This window comes from Aliivibrio sifiae (genome assembly GCF_002954715.1).
GTDB lineage: Bacteria > Pseudomonadota > Gammaproteobacteria > Enterobacterales > Vibrionaceae > Aliivibrio > Aliivibrio sifiae.
The window spans coordinates 787375-807760 of sequence record NZ_MSCP01000002.1; the positions used below are offsets into that span (position 1 = coordinate 787375).

Below are 20386 nucleotides of genomic sequence, written 5' to 3' on the forward strand. Positions count from 1 at the left end.
TAAGTACAACCTTAAATGGTTAAAGGTTACGCTGTCACGGTTATTTCGTAAGAACCGAACTTACGAATATTGATAACACCCGTATCAAACAGAAGGTATTGACCTTTAATGCCATTTAATACGCCAGTTACTTCCGGATTTTTATCAAAGTTATGGCTGACTATTTTGACGGGAAATTCGTTTACAGGAAAAGCAATATCTAGAATATTCTCATCCAGTAGCTCAACAGAATCATCACCGTACTCAGCTTGAATTTTAGTTATCGTATCTGCGACTTGAGGTAATAATTCTAATGCCGCTTCTTTTAAAGCAAGTGGCTCATTATTACCCTTTAGAAGGGTGCGCCAATTGGTTTTATCTGCAATTAGCTTAGCTAATTCAATTTCAACTAAACCTGAAATTAGGCGATTTTTCACTTTAGCAATAGGTAAACCTTGTGTTGCCCCTTGGTCAATCCAGCGAGTAGGGATTTGGGTGTAACGCGTAATACCTACTTTTATACTTGATGTATTTGATAGATAAACATAATGGTCTACAAAACAGTTTTCTTCACCCCATTGAGGTTCTCGGCAAGTTCCTTCAGCAAAGTGACAGGTTTCTGGCTTCATAATACACATGTCGCAACTTGCTAATTTTTTCATACAAACAAAGCAGTGACCTTGTGAGTAACTTTTCTTTGTTTTTTTACCGCAAGAACAACAAAAGATGTTACCGGTATGGGTTAATGTGAGTGTTTTTCCAATTAAGGCGTTAAGTTCAACTTCTTCGTTACCAACAGGTAAGCGATATTGCACAGCACCGTCGAGTAATGAGGCGCGCATTTTTGCTAATGTTCCAGTAATTTGAATGCTCATAAACTTTTCTACTTTCTTGTTATTAGGTTAGGATCTTTATAATTAAGTTAATGTTTTTATGTGTTAAGGCTTTTATCTGTTTCGATATATTGTAGCAAAGCAAGAGGAGAGTATAACAGTTCAAATGAAGATTTATGTGCAAGGATAAACGACACTTATGCTATACTCCGCCGCATTAGACCAGAATGACTGGTTATCCATCAATAATACTCGAAATTGGAGTGCAGCTTTTGCAATTTAAAGATTTAGGTTTAGATAATCGCCTATTAAAAAATCTCGCTCATCAGAACATCAAAAAACCAACAGAAATTCAGCGTAAAGCTGTACCTGTTGCGATGGCAGGAAAAGACATTCTTGCGTCATCAAAAACAGGTTCAGGTAAAACGTTAGCGTTTGTCTTGCCAATGCTTCATAAATCACTGAAATCAAAATCGTTCTCTAAGAATGATCCTCGTGCAGTGATCTTGGCACCAACGCGTGAGTTAGCGAAACAAGTGTATACACATCTACGTAGTATGTTAGGTGGGTTAAGTTATGATGCTACCTTAATTACGGGTGGTGAAAACTTTAATGACCAAGTGAATGCACTGCGTAAATTCCCTAAATTTATCGTAGCAACTCCGGGCCGTTTAGCTGACCACTTAGAACATCAATCTTTGTTCTTGAATGGTCTAGAAACACTTATCCTTGATGAAGCAGACCGTATGCTTGATTTAGGTTTTGCTGAGCACTTGCAAAAAATTCATAAAGCAGCAAACCATCGTCGTCGTCAAACGTTAATGTTCTCCGCAACATTAGATCACGATGCTGTTACTCAGTTTGCTGGTAATATGCTTGATAATCCTAAGTTTGTTTCTGTTGGTTTATCAACAGATGAACATACAGATATTACGCAAAGCTTTTACTTGTGTGATCACCTAGATCATAAACAAGCTCTATTAGATAAAATCATCGAGACGGAAAAATACTTCCAAATCATGATTTTTACAGCGACTCGCGCTGATACTGACCGCCTAACTAATCTGCTTAATGAGCGTAAGCTTAAAGCTGTCGCGTTAAGTGGTGATATGAACCAAACAGCTCGTAACAATATTATGAGCCAGTTTGAGCGTCGCGCACATAAGATCCTAGTAACAACAGATGTTGCTTCTCGTGGTTTGGATTTAACGAGTGTAACTCACGTTATTAACTTCGATATGCCAAAACACATGGAAGAATACGTTCACCGTGTTGGTCGTACTGGTCGTGCTGGCAAAAAAGGGACTGCAATCTCTTTAGTTGGTCCAAAAGACTGGGAAAGCTTTAAACGTATAGAAAACTTCCTACAGAAAGAATTAACGTTCTCTGTATTTGAAGATCTAAAAGGTAAATTCAAAGGTCTTGTACCTAAGAAGAAGCGTACGTTTGTTAAGAAAGGCGACGCGAAGAAAACAACAGCAAAACGTGGTTCTCATAAACCAAAAGCGGCTAAGAAACGTGATAATTCATTCCATACTAACGTGGCTGTGGGTGATCAAGTATTTATGCCGAAGAAGAAACCAAAGAAACTGGTTGTTGATGATGAGTAAGACGGACTGTTAAGTCTCTTTGTTTAAGATAATAAAAATGCCAAGTGAGATATCTCACTTGGCATTTTTTATATTAAATCATATAGTGAATAGCAAAGTTATAGGTATTCACATAGATAAGCGGTTTCAATACTCACTTTTACATCAAAAGATGAATTGCCTTCAACTGAAAAACTCTCACCAGAAGAAAATACAACCCAATCAACGTCTGTTGTGCGTTTGATTTCTAACGCACCAGTAACAACTGTCATTTTTTCTGCCGCATTTGTTCCAAATGTATAGTTACCCGGTAACATAACACCAACAGAAATAGCATTGCTATTTTGCTCAAATCCAATTGATTTTACTTTATCTTCAAAATAGCTATTTACGCTCAGCATGACGCATCCTTGTAATTAAATTCCATTTAACAATAGGTTATTCATTGTTTTTTTTCAACTGTTACTTTACATAGCCTAATGATTGGATCTGTTGTGTGGCAGAATCGGAGTTTATATATGACATAAACTCATCAGATTGTTTTGATAAAGAATCACTTTTAAAAACGAATAGAAAAGGGCGAGAAAGTGGATATTTATTATCAATAATAGCTTGAGGGGTTGGTAATACATCATTAACTTTTACAACGTGTAATTGAGCGAGATCACCAATAGAACCTGCAGAAACATAACCAATAGCATGAGGATTACGAGCAACAATACTCTTTACCATGCTTGTACCGTTCACTACAATTGCATTTTTACTGATATCAGAAACAGTGAAAGAGTTTATTTCTTTAGTTAAGCCCAGATTACGCTCAAATGAGAATCGTGAACCTGAGGCTAATTCTCGTGTTACTACTGCAATTTTTTTATCTTCACCACCGATCTCTTTCCAATTTGAAATATCGCCATGATAAATTTTCCAAATATCCTCAGCAGAGAGTGTTTTTATTGGATTATCAGGATGCACAACAACGGCAACTGCATCATAGGCGATGAGTTTTGAAGACAAGGTTTCTTTCTCTGTATCTGACAATTGTCTTGAGCTAATGGCTAAATCAACGGCACCATTATTTAGCATGGTGATACCGGCGCTAGAGCCAATACTTTGAAGATCAATATCATGATCAGAGCTATGATTATATTGTTCAATAAAAGGTTCTAATAAATTAGATACCGACGTTGAACCTGCTATTGTTGTGTTTGTGTTTGCAGCAAATGTGGTAGAGCTAAGAAGAAAGCTTGCCATAAGAGTGATGTAGGATAACGCTTTAAACATGACCGGATCTCATTAAAGAAAAAAAGCATAATAAAACGAGAGTGTTACACCACTATGACAAATTTTTATTTAAGACTGTATTTGTTCTCTAAATTCTTTTGGTGTCATTCCATTTACCGCTTTGAATGTAGTACTAAAATGAGCTGCGGTTTTGAATCCTGTTTCATATGCGATTTCAGTAATAGTTTTTCTTGTTATTCTGAGTTGTGTTGCTGCATGATTTATACGTTTAACTTTAACTAGGTTTGCAAATGATAACTTATCAGATTGCAGCTTTCGTTTTAGGGTTGAAGATGACATACCTAACTTAGGTGCGACGGTATCAATCGTTAAATCTGAAGCGATGTTTTGTTCAACATACCTAATTAGCTGTTGAGAGATCGTCAAAACTGAAATTCGATGTATAAAATCTAATAATTCAGGATGTTGATGAACCATTTCACTTAAAATTGCTAAGGTCATGAACTCAACAGTATCTGGAGATGGATTCCCCCCCAGCTGTTCTTTTAGAAGAGAAAGAAGAGAAACAAGATTTGTATCAGATTGATTAAAGACGAATGACTCACGTGTTGAGCTAACATGATCTTCTGCATTACTGTAACTAATAAAACGCTGAAAAATAGAACTATCGATAACAAGAGATTCAGCTGTAAAGTTGCCAGTAGAAGATGAGATCTCAATCTTGGATATATCACCAGAACTATAAAGTAAAAAATCACCGCTAGTAAGTATGATGGATTCACCAGCTTTATCTTGATAAGTGAATTCACCAGATTTGACCAGAAAAATACCGTTACGAACAACAGGGTAACGATCAGACTTTCTTCTCATATGAGAATTGAATTCATGTAATTGAACTGGAATCATCTTGAATTTCCTCTTAAATACTCGGAATTTAGTGTAAACTTACTTATTGAAAAATCAAGAGCATAAGCTCACAGTCTCAATATTTGAGTTCATATTAAGACTTATATCAATTAAATGAACGGTGCTTTATGGGTAGTCCACGGTTACGTACACAATTTGAAAAACTGTATGCGCATTATCATCGAACTTCTGCTGGAGTTCAGATTGATGATATTGCCGATTTGTTATGCTGTACTCGTAGAAACACTCGCATGGTTCTCAAGAAAATGTCTGATGAACAGTGGATAGTGTGGCGACCAGCAGTAGGTCGAGGAAAAAGCTCGATCTTGGAATTTATTTCAACACCTGATTATGTTTATTTATCTTTGGCAAAACAAAGTATTGAAGATGGTAAGTTGGATGTTGCCTTAGAGATCTTAGATGGTAACCAAGATGCATTATTAGATCTTATTCATAATGTACTTGGTGTCTCTCATGAAAAAGGAAAGCAAGTTGTAAAGCTCCCTTATTATCGTCAACTTCATATTCTTAAACCATCATTAGCGATACGTCGTTCAGAACAGCATTTAGTACAACAAATTTTTAATGGATTGACTCAATGGAATAAGAAAGGTGATATTGAAGGTGATATTGCTCATCACTGGGAAATGTTAACGCCTCAACACTGGCGATTTTATATTCGACCAAGTGTTAGTTTTCATGATGGAAAATTACTTTCTTTTGATGATATCAAAGCCACTTTTGCGTCATTAAAATCTAACTTTGTATTCAATCATATTGAAGAGATAATAACGCCTAATCTTAATGTTATTGATTTTATCTTAGCGAGAGATGATCACTACTTTGATTCTAAATTGGCGCAATTTAACGCTAAAATTATTCCTGTTTCAGCTCATGCAGCCCAAGATTATAATCGATTACCGATAGGCACAGGCCCATATAAAGTCAGTGAGAACACAGATAAAAAACTGATCCTTGTCGCTAATGAAAACTATTTTGGATACCGGCCATTAATCGATTCTGTTGAAGTCTGGATTTTGCCTGAAGTCGCACCCATCCAATTAAAATTAGGCTTAGAAGTTTATGAAGGTTCAGAGTTATCACCAACGTCATACGGTGAAAAAGTTGATGTTGATAGAGGCTGTAGTTATATTCTATTTAATAGGAAATCGGGTATAACGAAGAATCAGAATTGGCAGGCTTACTTAACGCAAACTATTACGCCTCTGTTGTTACTGAGCGAACTGCAAAACTCCAGCATGAATGGGATTGGGCTTTTTAATGCTTATGGATTATTACCTGGTTTACAGCATTGTTTAAATCGTCCTCAGAAATCCTTTATAGCACCAGAGAAAGGAAGTGTTGTTCACTTAGGCTATGAAAATGAACATCCTTTGTATCCTTTACTTGGGAAGATCATTAAACAACGATTAGCTCAAGACGGCATAACTTTAAAGATTCATCCGTTTGATACACTCGATCTTCTTGATGAAGAAAAAACCGCTAACATTGATATTTGGTTACGGGGGATGAGCTTAGGAACACAATGTCCAGAAGCGTTATTATCGTGGTTATTTGCATTTAATGAAATAGAACGGGTCATGCCAGAAGAAGAATTCGAGCATATTTCGTTTTTAATTGAAGAGTGGCAATCCTCATCTCAGAGACATTTTCCTGTCAATGAGATATGTCGCTATTTAGTTGACTGTGGACAAATTACGCCATTGTTCCATGGTTGGATGGGAATTAGTGAAGATGCAAATAATAGTATACAAAATGCATCATGTAACGGACTTGGTTGGTTTGATTTTAATACCGTATGGATAAAACCTAGCTTTTAATCATTAACATTGGCGCTTAATAAATAATTGGCCAATGATATGAACTTTTAATACATCATTGGCTAATTTATCTTTGTTTATGCTTTTTTCTGATAAAATTCACGAATAGTTTGAGCCAGCTTTGCTTTTGTTTCTGATGTTATTGAGCAAATACTTTGTTGTGGTAATGCCTTTGATAACTCTAGCACAAGCGCATTTATTGGCTCAGGAGATCCTGCTTGCCAAGTATCCAATAAATCATGATTGATATGAGAAGGCAGAGAACCTAATGTACCGACATCGTTTTGGTTATGTACTAATAACCCTGCGGTAGTTCCTTTATCTAAGGTTAAAACTTGATAAAAATAGAGGGTGTGATAATCCAGCTGCTGTTGTTTTTGAGCCTCAGTTGGAGAGGTTGCAGATACCAAGTGGGAGCATAAGATATGGGTATAGGTATTAATAACCTTTGTTACAAATTGATGAGCAAATTCAAGACCATCTTCTTCTATAGGATTAAATTCCTCTAAGTAAAAATGACTGACTCCTCTGCGCTTATTTAATGCTGGTATATCAAAGTATTGATTGCCTAGCTTTGTTCCTTGAGAGTAATATCTTTTCGACGCTACTTTTAGTGTTTGGTCAAAATATTCTTTATCGTCTTTATCAAAATGGGATGGATTGAGATCTGCCATTATTCTCCAATAACTAGAACCATCCTTGAGCACAGTCCAACTAAAATGCATATGTATAGAAGGAGCAAGTGGGTGTGATGGATGAATTATCGTAGAAAGGGCAGTTGCGCTGTCATAATGCTTGTCTGTTTGGTTTTCATAATGAATTTGTGACACATTAATGGATGCTCGATTGAATAATCCACCGTCAAGCGCCTCAAAACGTTTGCCACCACCATTAATTCCATTATCTCTTAACCATTCAACAGGGGTAAATTCAGTATTAATTGAAATCAGATTACTTGCTTTGATTAGTTCTGTTTTAAAATAGGATTGAACCTCAGTCAGAAGATGTAATATTTTTTGAGCTTGAGGGTGTTGAGCATAAATTCGCATGGAAGATCCTATAAAAACAATAAACCAAAAAAGGTTGAGGAATTGAGTGTAAGATAAAGTCCTTATCGATAGCAACCTGAGAGCTTGAAATTATAGATGGCAAAACCAAATAAAAAAGGTCCAACAAAAACGGTGCAGATTTATTGTTCAAAATGCAGAGCTTTGCTTTATAAATATAGGAAGGGAGGTAAGGGGGCTTTGGTTAAGTGTTTTATCGAACGTATTGTTGAAGATCATACTAAAGCGGTGTGTATATGCCCAGAATGTGATGTTGTATTTGGCAGAGAAATGTTAATAAGAGGGACGCCAGCTTATAAGATAATTGGTGGAAAAGTAACAATGAAGTGACATAAACTATTCGTATTCCAACTGATTTATAATATACTGATTAAATTGATCTTTATTTTTACTGTATTTCATAGGACTCTCTGTTGATAGATAAGCGCTTGCTATTTTCTTTGCTATTGATGACAAGCTTCTCTTCACATGCTGTGAGTTTAGCTACAAAAATCGATAGCTTTAAAAAAGCGTTTAAAAAAGAACAAGCTGTCGAAATATATGACATTCGCCTGATACAAAAAGAATATCCCACAGTATTATTGTCTCCAGATACACTTTTGCCACAAACGGCCTCATACCCTTATAGTCAACTGCAACAATTATATCGAAATGCTCAGACTTGCACTGGGCCATGGCCGGTTAGTCCACTTGTAGGGGAGCCGTTAGTCCTTATTCGTGCATTATGTAAAGGAATTAAATTACCAACAAGTTGGTTTGCTCGATCTGGAATGATCCATCCTGGTGGTGGTTCATATGCTTATCGTTATGTTCAGATCCATCCTAACCGTTTGGGTCAATTAGAACCCTATATGCATATTAAAGAGCGGACGTTAGGGGCTGAAGGGACACTATTACATCATTTACAAGAGATGGATGATACGGCTATCAGAGCTATTATTAGCGGTTCAGATACTATCATCGCTGATAAATTGCTGTGGATAAGGAAAGGCAGTCGATACTACTTGTATCCAATGAACTTAAAGCAAAAGAACTTAGATAAGTTTGAACTGGATATGGTTGAGTTTAAAGAAGGTGACAACTGTTACGTTCGAAATGGCAATGTGTGTTGGCAAGAAGAAAGTAACTCTAAAACGCTTTCTTACATTGTCTTGTTTTTAGTGTTTGTAAATTTATGTTTAGCGGTTGGTTGGGGTATATCTCAATGGAACGGTAAGCGAAGAGAAATGAAAAGTCGAATGTTAGTACTTCAAATACTAACACATGAACTAAGAACGCCAATTGCGAGTTTAGGCTTAACGGTTGAAGGTTTTAGAAGACAATTTGAATCATTACCTGAATCGTTGTATGACGAGTTTAGACGATTATGTGAAGATTCTAGACGGTTACGCCAATTAGCAGAAGCAAGTAAAGATTACTTACAATCAGACGATAAAGGATTTGCAACAGAATGGATCCCTTCGGTTGAAGAATGGCTAAGTTACCGATGTATGGAGTATAGCCAACCAGTACAATTTAAAATAAATAAAGACTCAGCCATAAAAGTAAATATTTATTGGCTGGGCAACTGTATAGATAACTTAATTAGTAACGCACATAAATACGGTATTCAGCCTGTAATTCTAAGTGTTACTGTAGAGAATAAAAACTTAAAAATTGAAGTCATTGATGGCGGACAACTAACAAAAGCAAATTGGAAAGAATTAAAAACACCTTTTGTTAGCAAAGCAGGGTTAGGTTTAGGTCTAACGATTGTCGAATCAATGATCAAAAGAATGGGCGGCACCATGACTCTTCAAGGGCCACCAACGACTTTTATACTGGAGATTCCTTGTGAAACAGACAATCCTACTTGTTGAAGACGATAAAAATTTAGCTGATGGCTTAATCGTTAGTTTGGAAGAAGCGGGATACCACTGCCTTCATTCAGAAAATGCAGCAAATGTATCAGGCTTATGGGGTGATGCCGATATTGTTATTCTCGATCGTCAATTACCAGAAGGAGACTCATTAACTTGGTTACCTCAATGGAAGCAAATTAAAGATGTTCCTGTGATTCTATTAACCGCATTAGTATCTGTTAGAGATAAAGTGACAGGTCTAGATTCTGGTGCAAACGACTACTTAACTAAACCTTTTGCTGAAGCTGAATTGTTAGCACGTCTACGAGCGCACTTACGCTCTCCAGAATCTGATGATGCTAAAACAAAATTGGTTGTAGGTAACTTATCAATAGACACGTCGACAAGAGATGTTATCAATTCGGGTGACAACGTCACGTTAACAAGAACAGAGTTTGATTTACTGCTCTTTTTAGCTACAAATTTAGGCAAAGTGTTTACGCGAGATGAATTACTAGACCAAGTATGGGGCTATAACCATTTCCCAACAACGCGAACGGTTGATACTCACATCCTTCAATTACGTCAGAAGATTGTAGGAATAGAGATAGAGACGCTTCGTGGTGTTGGCTACAAAATGAAAGCATAGTAATGGTATTGCGTCAGCTTCCACAAAAAATAGCCATTTTTATTATAGGCTTTTTTTGTTTATCTCATGGAGCCGCAGCAAATTCGGCAGATTGGTTTAATGAACAGTCTGCACTTTTTACTGCCCATAAACAATTTCTTGAAGGAAAGACGCTAAAAGGCTTTTCGACTGCGATTGAAGTGCTACAAAGCTCAACAGATGACAATATTATTCAAAATATTGATAAACTCATGGGCGTCGCTATTTCAAATAATTGTGGTCGTGATCTCTCAACAATAGTGATCCCTAAATGGTTAACATCGTTGAGTGTTCAAAGAGTTATAATACAAAGTCCAGGCCGATTGCATCACCGAATGATGGTTCAGTTTGATAGTGAAAAAAGCATTTCATCTATTTCTTTTATTAAATGGCCAGATGAAGAATTGCTAATTAATCCATCAATAAAAAAGGTACCGACGCAAGACGAAGCTGTGACGCAATATATCTATGCGAGTGAATCACTTAATAATCGAGTAAAGAATGGCTTATATAAGTTAATTATTACCGCTGATGATAAAGAAAAAACGCAATGGGAAACATGGATAGTACTAAGCACCCCTAAAACAGAAATGGCAGTATCTTGGTTAGGTAAAGAAAAATGGAAAACAACACAGACAGGGTTATTAAAGTCGAATTGTCCATTACCTGAAATGTCAGTCGCTATTTATGACCATCAAGACAATGAATACATAAAGTTGTGGGAAGAGTCGTATGAAGAGAAGTTTCCTAAAAGCTTACCTTCAACGAATGTATTACCAGGAAGCTATATTTTAAGTGTTTCATTTAACCATAAACGCTTTCAAGGTCCCATTTCGATTCAAGAAATACAAGCAATAACTAAAGTCATCAATTTTGATGCACCAGAAAATGTAGAGAGCAACTAATGTTAGATTTACCAACGTTAACTCATGAAGAGCAACAACAAGCGGTAGAAAAAATCCAAGAACTAATGCGTCAAGGTGTTAGTAGTGGTGAAGCCATTAAAATGATTTCTGAGCAGATACGAGCAGAAATAGCAGAGAAAGCGAAGAAATAAAATGAAACCGAGGCATAATGTCTCGGTTTTTTATATCCATTCATGATTTGTTTGTATTCTTCTTATCTATTTTTAATATGGATATAAATAGTTAATTTCCCCTAAAGTTACAATGGATAGAGTCGATAAAGAATTAACTATCTTTATTAGGCTTATAAAAATGAAACAGTGGATAAAAATTGGCTTACTTTCGTGCGCAACAGTAGCTTCTTCATCAACATTAGCAACTAACTTTAGTGTTGATGGTCGTATTGATGCGATGGGTGGGGCTGGTACAGCGTCTGCTGATTATCTTACTGGTGTTTTTTATAACCCAGCATTAATTGCTATTTACAGTCGTAAAGATGATGCTGGTCTTCTGCTACCAAGTTTTGGTCTTCAAGTCGTTGATAAAGACGATATGATTGACGATCTTGATAAATTAATAAACGCTTACGATAAGATGGATGTTCCAGGGGCAACTAAAGCCCTTTCTGATTTATCAGGAGATACGGCACAAATACAAATGGGGACAGCAATTGCAGTAGCTATCCCAAATCGCTATTTATCTATGAACTTTTATGCAAAGGCCTCGTTAGAGTCAGTTGCTATAGCTGATGTAGAGAGCCAATCTTATGGTACTTTACCTGACCCAGCACTGGCTAATGTGCTTGATATATCATATGCAACAGTGGATGCCGCAGCTATTGGCATAACAGAAATTGGGGTTGCTTTTGCTGGGTATACTAATTTTTTAGGGCAAAACTTAACTATTGGTATCACTCCTAAAATTCAACAGAGTTACACGTTTAATTACAGCGCATCTGCCGTCGATTTTAAATTTAAAGATATTAAAGACAATTATGAAACTGGCGAAACTAACCTTAACTTTGATGTTGGTACAGTATGGTTTAATGGTCCGTGGCGATTTGCACTTGCTGGTAAAAATTTAATATCACAAGAAATTAAAACAAAAGAATCATCAATAACTTTCGGTTTATCTGACGCTGAAATAGGTAAACTTATTGGTAACTCTGGTTATACTGGTGGACCAGGAAAGCAAACTCGTATGACCCAATATACGTATAATATGGAACCAATCTATACTGCTGGTATTGCTTTCATGACGAATTACTTCATTTTGACTGCTGATGTTGATCTTAATGAACAAGAGCGTTTTATTGAATTAAACGATAATATGCAGATGCTAAGAATTGGTGCTGAATTTGATTTGCTTTATCAAATGCAATTACGTGGTGGGTATAAAACGGATTTAGCGGGTACATATGATGATGCATTTACTGCTGGTATTGGTTTCTCACCATTAAATATGTTTCATTTAGATCTAGCAGCAATCTATTCGGTCGATTCAACTTATGGTGTATCAGTCAATATGGCTTACGAATACTAAATCTGTAATAATGGGGTACCTTACTTCAATAAGAATTCATTATGACTAAAAAAGCAAAAATTGGCATCGTAACAGTTAGTGATCGTGCTAGTGTTGGTATCTACGAAGATATTTCAGGCCCAGCAATCATTGCAACACTGAATGATTATCTAACGTCAGAATGGGAACCAGAGTACGTAGTTATCCCAGATGAACAAGATGTGATTGAAAAAACACTGATTGAATTAACGGATGATAAGGGGTGTTGCCTAGTCGTAACAACAGGCGGAACTGGACCTGCTAAACGTGATGTGACACCAGAAGCAACAGAAGCTGTGTGTGACCGCATGATGCCTGGCTTTGGTGAGTTAATGCGTGCAGAGTCATTAAAGTTTGTTCCTACTGCAATTTTATCGCGCCAGACGGCAGGTTTACGTAAAGATTCGTTAATCGTCAATTTACCAGGTAAACCAAAGTCTATTCGTGAATGTTTAGATGCTGTTTTCCCTGCTATCCCATATTGTATTGATTTGATGGAAGGTCCATTTCTTGAATGTAACGAAGAAGTGATTAAACCTTTTAGACCAAAAGCAAAGTAACGATCGTATTTAAAAAATGTAAAGCCAACATACCTGTGTTGGCTTTTTTTGTTAGCAACCTTTTTCTTTTCGTAATTTCTTTAATGCCTTTTTCTCTTTAAGTCTCTCTTTATATTCTTTTCCTTCACTAAAGCTCAGTAATTTATTCACGTGAATAAGGGTTCTATTGAGAGTCTCGCAGCGCTTTGGTTGGTGCTCTTGATAATATTTTTCAACACTTTTAGCAAGACTAAACGAAGAAAAGAGTAATAGGAGTAAAACACTAATAGTTTGTTTCATAGTTACGCTCAAAATGAGTTAATTAATGATAAAGGATATCGTATTCGAAAGATAAACATCTCTTCATTATCATCGTTTTAAGTTCGATATAAAACATTCAAGAAATTAATGGTAATTGATAAAAAGATAACTGTTACAGTGATCACTTTGTCGATTAATTATTTCAAATCAAATGAACCGTATGGAGTGTTTTTAGTTATACTGTTGTTCAGTAGCCTAGTTGATAATATCAAATAGCGCATCTTTAGATTTGATGGGAATTTCCTCTAAATTACGATTCCATTAGACATTACTCCTAAAGCATAAATGTTGATGTTAGAAGGGAATATTAATGAAATGGATAGAAAAGGTATCGCTACGGAGGCGATTATCCCTGCCAATTATTGTATTTACCGCCAGTCTATTCATTATACTGCAAGGGTATAATTACGTATCGACTTATGAAACTCAAAAAAAGAATCTGATAAATAGAGTTAAAGTATTATCTAACGGTGTCAGTATTAATTTGCAATCCTCTTTACAGAGTAATGACAAAGTACTAGCAACGGAAATTCTACATGCTTTCAGTGTTGATGATGAAATTTTACAAGCGGTGTTAATTAAAAATGATGGGGCTTTATTCGCAGAGTTTCGTAAAAATGAACGAACTATTCAGGAGCCAGAGCCACTAGTACAAGAAAAAATAACAAAGAAGGGTTATGTTATTGGGCAGGATGCCATTTATGTACTCATGCCAGTGGCATTAAAAAATGAAAAAGTAGCTCAGATACGATTGATTGTTTCAAAATCAGAACTGGATACGACAAGTAGGCAGGCTTTGCAGGTTACGCTTATCTTGTGTTGTCTTATTGTTGTATTTTGTTATCTCTTTATATCAAAAATAAGACATTGGATAACGACGCCTGTAACTAACCTTAATAATGCAATGAGAGGGATTATTGAGCGTGGTGAATTTAATCAACGTCCAGAAGTTACAACTCAAGATGAACTAGGTGATCTTACATTATCATTTAACAGAATGGCAGGTAGATTAGAAGATCGTCAAAAACAATTACGCTTTGTTCTTAATAAAGTTGAACAAGAACGAGATTTTGGAAAACAAATTATTGCAGCAGTTCAACATGGACTTTTTGTTGTTGATAAAGAAGGGAAAGTTCTTCTTTCTAATGACGCTTCTAAAAAATTATTTCCTAAAATAGCTAGCGAGACTAAAGTTGATGTCTATTTTCTGGATATTTTAAATCCGCTAGAGAGAAACACGTTATCCCATATTCTTCAAACAGTTAATGAGATAGATGACTTACTTGTAAAAACGTTTGATGGTTATACATTACAAATCACGGTAAGAGTCTTGTTAAATAAAGGGCAACTATTATTCTCAGTGGTAGATGTAACGGAATCCGTTAAAAGTCGATCTCAGCAAAAGCTAGCCGCTAATGTATTTAAAAATAGCCAAGATGGTGTTTTAATTTTTGATTCATCAGGTAGCCTAACGTTAATTAACCCTGCATTTACGGATATTTTTGGTTATGAACCAGAAGAACTGATGAACTTATCGATGCAAGAGCTATTTGATGGGCATCACTTTTCGATATCTAAGGAATTAATTACTGAATCGATTTATCGTTTTGGACAGTGGCATGGCGAAGTATTAGAAAGGGATAAGCAAGGCGAAGAGTTCCCCTTGTATATCAAAGCAAGTAAAGTTATTGATGGCGATCAACATGGTGAAGAGAGCTACATTTTTATTTTTACCAGTTTATTTGATACTAAAGAGAAAGAGCGATTAGATTATTTAGCGCATCATGACACATTAACGGGTTTACCTAATCGTTCTAAATTTTATCAAACAGCAAATAAAGTCATTACGATGAATCAAGGCTCAGTAGGGAATATTGGTTTATGTTATTTAGACTTAGACGGATTCAAAGCGGTTAATGATACTCACGGACATGATGCTGGAGATGAAGTGTTAAAAGTGGTGGCAAAACGACTTGAACACTCGATAAGAGAGAAAGATCTTGCGTGCCGATTAGCTGGAGATGAGTTCGTTCTTTTTATAAATTCAGTCATTAATAAAGACCAACTTGCTGAATTATCAAATCGTGTTATTGAATCAATTCAACAACCTATTTACTATCAAGATAATATATTGTCTGTTGGTGCGAGTATTGGCATTACTATTGCGAAATACAGTGATAAAAAAGAGGTCGATTGTTTATTGAAAGAGGCAGATAGCGCTATGTATGAAGCAAAGCTTTCTGGTAAAAGGCAATACATCTTTCATAATAATGAAAGAATGTTTACAAAGTTGAATTAAAGCTATTTATATTCTTTTTATTGATGGTATATTAGTCAGGTTGATTACTTAATACTAAATAGGACAGGTTAATGGAAATTTTATTGTTAGTTGCATTCGTTATTGCTGGTGCGATTATGGTAAAAAAAGAAAAAGCAGAACAATCTAAATAATATAGATAACCCTTTTAAAAACATTTTATATCTATATAGAAACCAAGATAAATTAGACATTTATCTTGGTTTTTTTTCATTTATGCCAATTCATTTAACTGAAGGTACATTTCTACAATGCCGTCAGCCATTTGTACATCAATATTAAACCCAAAGTGCTTAGCTAAACCAATCATTCCTTGATTTGATGGCATTGTCATTCCCGTCATTACCTTAATACCTTGCTCGCGACAGTAACGAATAATTTTATCCATCAAAATCTTTCCTAGTCCTAGTCCTTTTAAATCAGATCTGACTAATACCGCAAACTCAGTATTGTTATTATTGGGATCGGATAATGCTCGTGCAACAGCAAGTATGACTTCTTCACCTTCAATTTGCTTTGTAGCGACAAAAGCCATTTCTCTATCGTAATCAATTTGGGTGAAATTGGCTAAAGCTTCATGGTTAAACTCTCCAACATCAGAAAAGAATCGTTTATATAAATCTTCATGCGAAACTTGAGAAATAAAATCAGCATGTTTGGGCTCGTCTTCAGGAAGAATAGGGCGTAGTAACACAGTGCTGTTATCTTTTAGGTGTGCAAATTCTTCGAGTTCATTAGGATAAGGGCGGATAGCCAAGCGCTTATGAATATCCCCAGTGAAGTGTTGTACTTTCATTGATGAGTCTATGATAGTGAGGTCCATACCAGAAATGAGCAATGGATGAATATCCAGTTCAACAATTTCAGGACAATCAAGTATCATCTGAGACAGACGTACAAGAAAGGCACTTAGATCAAACAGACTCATTTTAGTTGGGGAATTTCTATTTTGAATGATGTTTTCTTTAATCGCGTATTTTATTAAATTTTCAGCTAACGCCATGTTAAGTGGTGGTAAAGCTACCGCAGCATTGTTATTGAGATCCCACTCAGATCCGCCTTCCCCTAATAAGATCACAGGTCCAAAGACAGGATCTTGACACACTTTAATTCTCAGTTCTTGTGATCCTGCTCGCTGAGCCATTTTTTGTACGCTTAGTCCTGAGATCCTTGCCGCGGGGTAACTCAGAGAAACTCTGTCAATAATAGACTGTGCCGCTGAGATCACTTCTTCTTTGGTATTTAGATTAAGCATTACCCCTTGAACGTCTGATTTATGAGCAATATCAGGTGAGCGAAGCTTTACTGCTACAGGGTAACCAATACTTTCTGAAATATAGCCAGTTTCAACTGGCTCCTCTGTGATCCAAGTATCTAAGGTTTTAAATCCATAACATGAGTAGAGCGCTTGTGTTTCATGCGTATCTAATTCGACAAGATCATGAGATACACAATCGTCTAGCCACTCCCTTGCCATTTGTGCATCATGCTTATTAATATGACCAGAGGAGACGGGTGTTTCAATTAATAGTTTTTGATTTCGGTTGTATTCAACTAAATGGAGAAAAGCAGACACAGAGCTTTCAGGGGTTCTATAGGTTGGGATACCTGCTTGAGTAAAGCTTAATCGTGCTTCTTTTGAAGAGGTTTCCCCTGACCAATTAGTTAATATGGTGAATTTTGATTTTCGTTTATGATTTTTAATTAACTCAATTAACTTAGACGCGGTTCTACTTGCATTCGATATAGCTGAAGGACTGTGCATGATTAAAATCGCATCGCAATCGTCACTGTCTAAAAGCGCATTAACAGTATCGCAGTAACGTTGTTCATTTGCGTCACCACCAATATCGATAGGATTAGAATGCGACCAATTCTGTGGCAATTTTTGATTAAGTGTTTCAATTAATGGTTCTGTTAATTGTGCTAGCTTACCACCTTGTTGCATTAAACTATCGACCGCCATAATGGCAGGACCGCCGCCATTAGTAACAATGGCTAAGCGATGCCCTCGAAAAGGGATAGGATGAGCAAGAGTTTCTACTGCTGCAAATAATTCATGGGTATTAGATACTCTTAACATGCCAGCACGTCTTATTGCTGAATCATAAACCGCATCTAAACTTATTTCTCCATTAGTATGCAGTTGGGCTGCTTTACTTCCCGCAATAGAACGGCCGCTTTTTACAACTAGAATTCGTCGGTTTCTAGCTGCCGCTCTTGCAGCAGACATGAAGCGACGAGCGTCTTTGATTGAATCGATATAAAGTAAAATTGCGTCGGTTTTAGAATCAATGCATAAGGTATCGAGCAGCTCACTAAAATCGATATCAATTCCATCACCAAGAGAAACAAAGGCGGAGAATCCAATCTCTTTTTCTTTAGCCCAATCTAAAATAGTGGTACAAACCGCCGCAGATTGAGAAATAAATGCAATGTTTCCTTTATTTGCATTGATAGGCGAAAAAGAAGCATTAAGGTTCACCCAAGGAAGAATAATCCCAAGACTATTAGGGCCTAAAATTCGCATGTTATATTCAGACGCAATGCGTGCTGCTTCGTAAGGTAAAGGTTCTCCAATGCCACTACAATGCAAGTTCATATCAGAAGAAAGGATAATAACAAGCTTGACGCCTTTTTTTCCTAATTGCTCAAGTATCTTTATATTTTCTCTTGCGGGAGTACACAAGATTGCAAAATCAGGAGTAATTGGAAGTGATTCAATATCGTTATAAGCTAATATCCCACAAATAGAATGATAATGTGGGTGGACTGGCATTATCGGGCCGTCAAACTCCCCATCAAGTAGATTACGCATAACAATATGCCCAGCTCGATCTTGATGGATTGAAGCGCCAATTACCGCAATAGAGCGGGGCCGTAACAGTGTTTTTAAATCCGACATTGTGACTCCCTTAATCCTTATATAAGAATAAGATAGCTGAGATTAAATAATTTGGCTTTATAGAGTCATATAAACAAAAGCTAGCGCACAAAAACACACCATTTATCGCTTATTGGAGATAAATTCTGGAGTAATTGAACAGTTACAAGGCTAAACACTTGATTGTCAGTTATATCAGGTGCAGAATTAGGAAATCAGCATGACTATAAATTGTGAATTAAAATGAAAAGAATCATTCCTATTACGTTAACCGCGCTGCTAGCAGGATGTACAAGCAGTTCGTATACCACAAACATTACGGCAGAATCTTCGGAAGAAGTGTATCAAGTAACTCAGCCTATTGAGCAAGAAGACACTACTTTCCAAGAGACTGAAGTTGCTGTAGTTGAGCAGACTGATGCAGAGAAACCAGTTGTTAAACTAACTCCAGAAGATACAACAGCCGTTGCTGAATCTGATGCCGCAATTAAGATTTTGCCACCAACACAAAAACAGCAAGAAATGCATAACCGTTATGGTTACACATTACAAATTTTAGCATTGAGCCGTAAAACAGATCTTACTGCCTATGCAGAAAAACTTGCAGGTGAACAGCCTGTATGGATGAACCGTAAAACAGTAAATAATATGCCTTGGTATACCATTTTATACGGTGATTTCGCTACACCAGCAGAAGCTCGTGAAGCAATTAAACAATTGCCAGCAGACATTCAAGCATATGGCCCGTTTGTACGCAGCATTAATAGCATTAAAAGTTCAGACAACCCTGAATTACATAAATTAAATTAATATTGAATCGGTGTGCATATAAGCACACCGATTGTTTTTTATAGTGAATATTATGACTCATATCCTTTTACTTTGTGGCGGTAGTGGTACTGAACACGAAGTTTCATTGGTTTCTTCAAAGTACATATCTCAGCAGCTTTCTGAATTAAATACCTTTCAAATTACGCATTTAGAAATTAAAGATGGTGCTTGGTATCATATTGAATCAGGTTTAAAGTACGAGTTACGCTCTGATAAATCATTACTTTGTGGTGATGATAATTTGGGCTTAGTTGATTATGTTATTCCTTGCATTCATGGCTATCCTGGTGAAACAGGTGACATTCAATCAATGCTTGATATGTTTGGTATTCCCTACCTAGGATGTGATGCTGAATCAAGTACAAACAGTTTTAATAAGATCACATCTAAATTGTGGTATGACGCACTTGGTATTCCAAATACACCTTATTTATTCTTGACTGAAAATAATGATGAGACACACCAATCAGCAGTAGCTGCATTTAAAGAATGGGGTGGATTATTTGTTAAGGCTGCTTGCCAAGGTTCATCAGTTGGTTGTTACAAGGTAACGTCTGAAGATGAGTTATCGCAAGCAATCAATGATGCGTTTGGTTATTCTCAACAGGTTCTGGTTGAAAAAGCAGTAAAACCAAGAGAATTAGAAGTCGCAGCTTATGAAATTGATGGACAGTTATTTACCACACCTCCAGGTGAAGTAACAGCTCCAGATGGTGCATTCTATACGTATGATGAGAAATACGGCAGTGGCAGTCATTCAACGACGAGTTTAACAGCAACAAATTTGTCTGATGAGCAAGTGGCTCTGATTAATAAGTACAGCCAAAAAGTCTTCACTCAAATGAAATTAAAAGATTTATCTCGTATTGATTTCTTTTTAACTGAAGATAACGAAATATTCTTGAATGAAGTGAACACCTTCCCAGGAATGACGCCGATTTCTATGTTCCCGAAATTATTAGAGCATAATGGTGATTGCTTCAAAACATTCTTAGAAAAAGCGATTTTAAACGCAATAAACTAAGAATAGTTTGCAGTTAATTATAATTAAAGCCTGATACTTA

19 protein-coding genes are annotated in these 20386 nt (G+C 36.3%); 12 read left to right on the forward strand and 7 right to left on the reverse strand.

Going from position 1 to position 20386, the window contains the following annotated elements:
• Positions 1-26 precede the first annotated feature (26 nt).
• Entirely contained in the window at positions 27-854 is an 828-nt protein-coding gene (locus tag BTO23_RS14675; protein ID WP_060993775.1) for a DUF2797 domain-containing protein, read from the reverse strand.
• Positions 855-1039: 185 nt separating this feature from the next.
• Here BTO23_RS14675 and BTO23_RS14680 point away from each other — a divergent pair, with 185 nt between their 5' ends.
• Positions 1040-2422 (forward strand): DEAD/DEAH box helicase, encoded by a 1383-nt coding sequence (locus BTO23_RS14680; protein ID WP_061005348.1) that lies wholly within the window; start codon positions 1040-1042, stop codon positions 2420-2422.
• Positions 2423-2520: 98 nt separating this feature from the next.
• Here the strand turns inward: BTO23_RS14680 and ppnP are convergent, their stop codons facing one another.
• The 3 genes from ppnP to BTO23_RS14695 all read right to left on the reverse strand — a co-directional run bounded on the left by ppnP (position 2521) and on the right by BTO23_RS14695 (position 4549).
• Positions 2521-2802 (reverse strand): pyrimidine/purine nucleoside phosphorylase, encoded by a 282-nt coding sequence (ppnP, locus tag BTO23_RS14685; RefSeq protein ID WP_060993773.1) that lies wholly within the window; start codon positions 2800-2802, stop codon positions 2521-2523.
• Positions 2803-2863: 61 nt separating this feature from the next.
• On the reverse strand, positions 2864-3682 hold the full coding sequence (locus BTO23_RS14690) for a phosphate ABC transporter substrate-binding protein (protein ID WP_105063871.1): 819 nt from the start codon (positions 3680-3682) through the stop codon (positions 2864-2866).
• 69 nt (positions 3683-3751) lie between these two features.
• The gene (locus BTO23_RS14695; RefSeq protein ID WP_060993771.1) at positions 3752-4549 is read right to left on the reverse strand and encodes a helix-turn-helix domain-containing protein; all 798 of its coding nucleotides are present in this window, start codon (positions 4547-4549) and stop codon (positions 3752-3754) included.
• A gap of 128 nt (positions 4550-4677) precedes the next feature.
• Here BTO23_RS14695 and BTO23_RS14700 point away from each other — a divergent pair, with 128 nt between their 5' ends.
• Positions 4678-6390 (forward strand): SgrR family transcriptional regulator, encoded by a 1713-nt coding sequence (locus BTO23_RS14700; RefSeq protein ID WP_060993770.1) that lies wholly within the window; start codon positions 4678-4680, stop codon positions 6388-6390.
• A 77-nt stretch (positions 6391-6467) separates the two neighbouring features.
• On the opposite strand, the gene BTO23_RS14705 is transcribed toward BTO23_RS14700, so the two are convergent.
• Positions 6468-7439 carry a coproporphyrinogen III oxidase gene (locus BTO23_RS14705; protein ID WP_105063872.1) on the reverse strand — a complete coding sequence of 324 codons (972 nt, stop codon included), beginning with the start codon at positions 7437-7439 and terminating at the stop codon, positions 6468-6470.
• A 96-nt stretch (positions 7440-7535) separates the two neighbouring features.
• Between BTO23_RS14705 and BTO23_RS14710 the strand changes: the two genes are divergently transcribed.
• The 7 genes from BTO23_RS14710 to mog all read left to right on the forward strand — a co-directional run bounded on the left by BTO23_RS14710 (position 7536) and on the right by mog (position 12990).
• Positions 7536-7787, forward strand: coding sequence for a hypothetical protein (locus tag BTO23_RS14710; protein ID WP_060993768.1), 252 nt, complete (start codon positions 7536-7538; stop codon positions 7785-7787).
• 83 nt (positions 7788-7870) lie between these two features.
• Entirely contained in the window at positions 7871-9316 is a 1446-nt protein-coding gene (gene vxrA, locus BTO23_RS14715; protein WP_060993767.1) for a sensor histidine kinase VxrA, read from the forward strand.
• Entirely contained in the window at positions 9291-9947 is a 657-nt protein-coding gene (locus tag BTO23_RS14720; RefSeq protein ID WP_060993766.1) for a response regulator transcription factor, read from the forward strand. The genes vxrA and BTO23_RS14720 overlap by 26 nt, the downstream gene beginning before the upstream one ends.
• A 2-nt stretch (positions 9948-9949) precedes the next feature.
• A complete protein-coding gene (locus tag BTO23_RS14725) occupies positions 9950-10870 on the forward strand; it encodes a DUF2861 family protein (protein WP_060993765.1) in 921 nt (306 codons plus the stop codon).
• The gene (locus tag BTO23_RS14730) at positions 10870-11022 is read left to right on the forward strand and encodes a YoaH family protein (protein WP_081091621.1); all 153 of its coding nucleotides are present in this window, start codon (positions 10870-10872) and stop codon (positions 11020-11022) included. The genes BTO23_RS14725 and BTO23_RS14730 overlap by 1 nt, the downstream gene beginning before the upstream one ends.
• Positions 11023-11182: 160 nt before the next feature.
• The gene (locus BTO23_RS14735) at positions 11183-12412 is read left to right on the forward strand and encodes a conjugal transfer protein TraF (RefSeq protein WP_105063873.1); all 1230 of its coding nucleotides are present in this window, start codon (positions 11183-11185) and stop codon (positions 12410-12412) included.
• A gap of 41 nt (positions 12413-12453) precedes the next feature.
• Positions 12454-12990, forward strand: a complete 537-nt coding sequence (mog, locus tag BTO23_RS14740; protein WP_061005337.1) for a molybdopterin adenylyltransferase — start codon at positions 12454-12456, stop codon at positions 12988-12990.
• A 51-nt stretch (positions 12991-13041) separates the two neighbouring features.
• On the opposite strand, the gene BTO23_RS14745 is transcribed toward mog, so the two are convergent.
• Positions 13042-13269, reverse strand: a complete 228-nt coding sequence (locus BTO23_RS14745) for a hypothetical protein (RefSeq protein ID WP_060993762.1) — start codon at positions 13267-13269, stop codon at positions 13042-13044.
• A 331-nt stretch (positions 13270-13600) separates the two neighbouring features.
• Here BTO23_RS14745 and BTO23_RS14750 point away from each other — a divergent pair, with 331 nt between their 5' ends.
• Positions 13601-15589 carry a diguanylate cyclase domain-containing protein gene (locus BTO23_RS14750; protein WP_105063874.1) on the forward strand — a complete coding sequence of 663 codons (1989 nt, stop codon included), beginning with the start codon at positions 13601-13603 and terminating at the stop codon, positions 15587-15589.
• Positions 15590-15821: 232 nt separating this feature from the next.
• Here BTO23_RS14750 and BTO23_RS14755 read toward each other — a convergent pair whose 3' ends face one another.
• The gene (locus BTO23_RS14755) at positions 15822-18512 is read right to left on the reverse strand and encodes a bifunctional acetate--CoA ligase family protein/GNAT family N-acetyltransferase (protein ID WP_105063875.1); all 2691 of its coding nucleotides are present in this window, start codon (positions 18510-18512) and stop codon (positions 15822-15824) included.
• 222 nt (positions 18513-18734) lie between these two features.
• Between BTO23_RS14755 and BTO23_RS14760 the strand changes: the two genes are divergently transcribed.
• Entirely contained in the window at positions 18735-19301 is a 567-nt protein-coding gene (locus BTO23_RS14760) for an SPOR domain-containing protein (RefSeq protein WP_060993759.1), read from the forward strand.
• 52 nt (positions 19302-19353) lie between these two features.
• Positions 19354-20346: a D-alanine--D-alanine ligase gene (locus BTO23_RS14765; protein ID WP_060993758.1), complete on the forward strand. Its 993-nt coding sequence runs from the start codon at positions 19354-19356 to the stop codon at positions 20344-20346.
• Positions 20347-20386 lie beyond the last annotated feature (40 nt).

What these genes read in the sequence shown, in the direction of transcription:
- BTO23_RS14745 (WP_060993762.1), bottom strand. Translation starts at nt 13,269, where the DNA reads ATGAAACAAACTATTAGTGTTTTACTCCTATTACTCTTTTCTTCGTTT.
- BTO23_RS14675 (WP_060993775.1), bottom strand. Translation starts at nt 854, where the DNA reads ATGAGCATTCAAATTACTGGAACATTAGCAAAAATGCGCGCCTCATTA.
- BTO23_RS14735 (WP_105063873.1), top strand. Translation starts at nt 11,183, where the DNA reads ATGAAACAGTGGATAAAAATTGGCTTACTTTCGTGCGCAACAGTAGCT.
- BTO23_RS14700 (WP_060993770.1), top strand. Translation starts at nt 4,678, where the DNA reads ATGGGTAGTCCACGGTTACGTACACAATTTGAAAAACTGTATGCGCAT.
- BTO23_RS14750 (WP_105063874.1), top strand. Translation starts at nt 13,601, where the DNA reads ATGAAATGGATAGAAAAGGTATCGCTACGGAGGCGATTATCCCTGCCA.
- BTO23_RS14765 (WP_060993758.1), top strand. Translation starts at nt 19,354, where the DNA reads ATGACTCATATCCTTTTACTTTGTGGCGGTAGTGGTACTGAACACGAA.
- BTO23_RS14755 (WP_105063875.1), bottom strand. Translation starts at nt 18,512, where the DNA reads ATGTCGGATTTAAAAACACTGTTACGGCCCCGCTCTATTGCGGTAATT.
- mog (WP_061005337.1), top strand. Translation starts at nt 12,454, where the DNA reads ATGACTAAAAAAGCAAAAATTGGCATCGTAACAGTTAGTGATCGTGCT.
- BTO23_RS14730 (WP_081091621.1), top strand. Translation starts at nt 10,870, where the DNA reads ATGTTAGATTTACCAACGTTAACTCATGAAGAGCAACAACAAGCGGTA.
- BTO23_RS14760 (WP_060993759.1), top strand. Translation starts at nt 18,735, where the DNA reads ATGAAAAGAATCATTCCTATTACGTTAACCGCGCTGCTAGCAGGATGT.
- BTO23_RS14725 (WP_060993765.1), top strand. Translation starts at nt 9,950, where the DNA reads ATGGTATTGCGTCAGCTTCCACAAAAAATAGCCATTTTTATTATAGGC.
- BTO23_RS14695 (WP_060993771.1), bottom strand. Translation starts at nt 4,549, where the DNA reads ATGATTCCAGTTCAATTACATGAATTCAATTCTCATATGAGAAGAAAG.
- BTO23_RS14705 (WP_105063872.1), bottom strand. Translation starts at nt 7,439, where the DNA reads ATGCGAATTTATGCTCAACACCCTCAAGCTCAAAAAATATTACATCTT.
- BTO23_RS14680 (WP_061005348.1), top strand. Translation starts at nt 1,040, where the DNA reads ATGACTGGTTATCCATCAATAATACTCGAAATTGGAGTGCAGCTTTTG.
- ppnP (WP_060993773.1), bottom strand. Translation starts at nt 2,802, where the DNA reads ATGCTGAGCGTAAATAGCTATTTTGAAGATAAAGTAAAATCAATTGGA.
- BTO23_RS14690 (WP_105063871.1), bottom strand. Translation starts at nt 3,682, where the DNA reads ATGTTTAAAGCGTTATCCTACATCACTCTTATGGCAAGCTTTCTTCTT.
- BTO23_RS14710 (WP_060993768.1), top strand. Translation starts at nt 7,536, where the DNA reads ATGGCAAAACCAAATAAAAAAGGTCCAACAAAAACGGTGCAGATTTAT.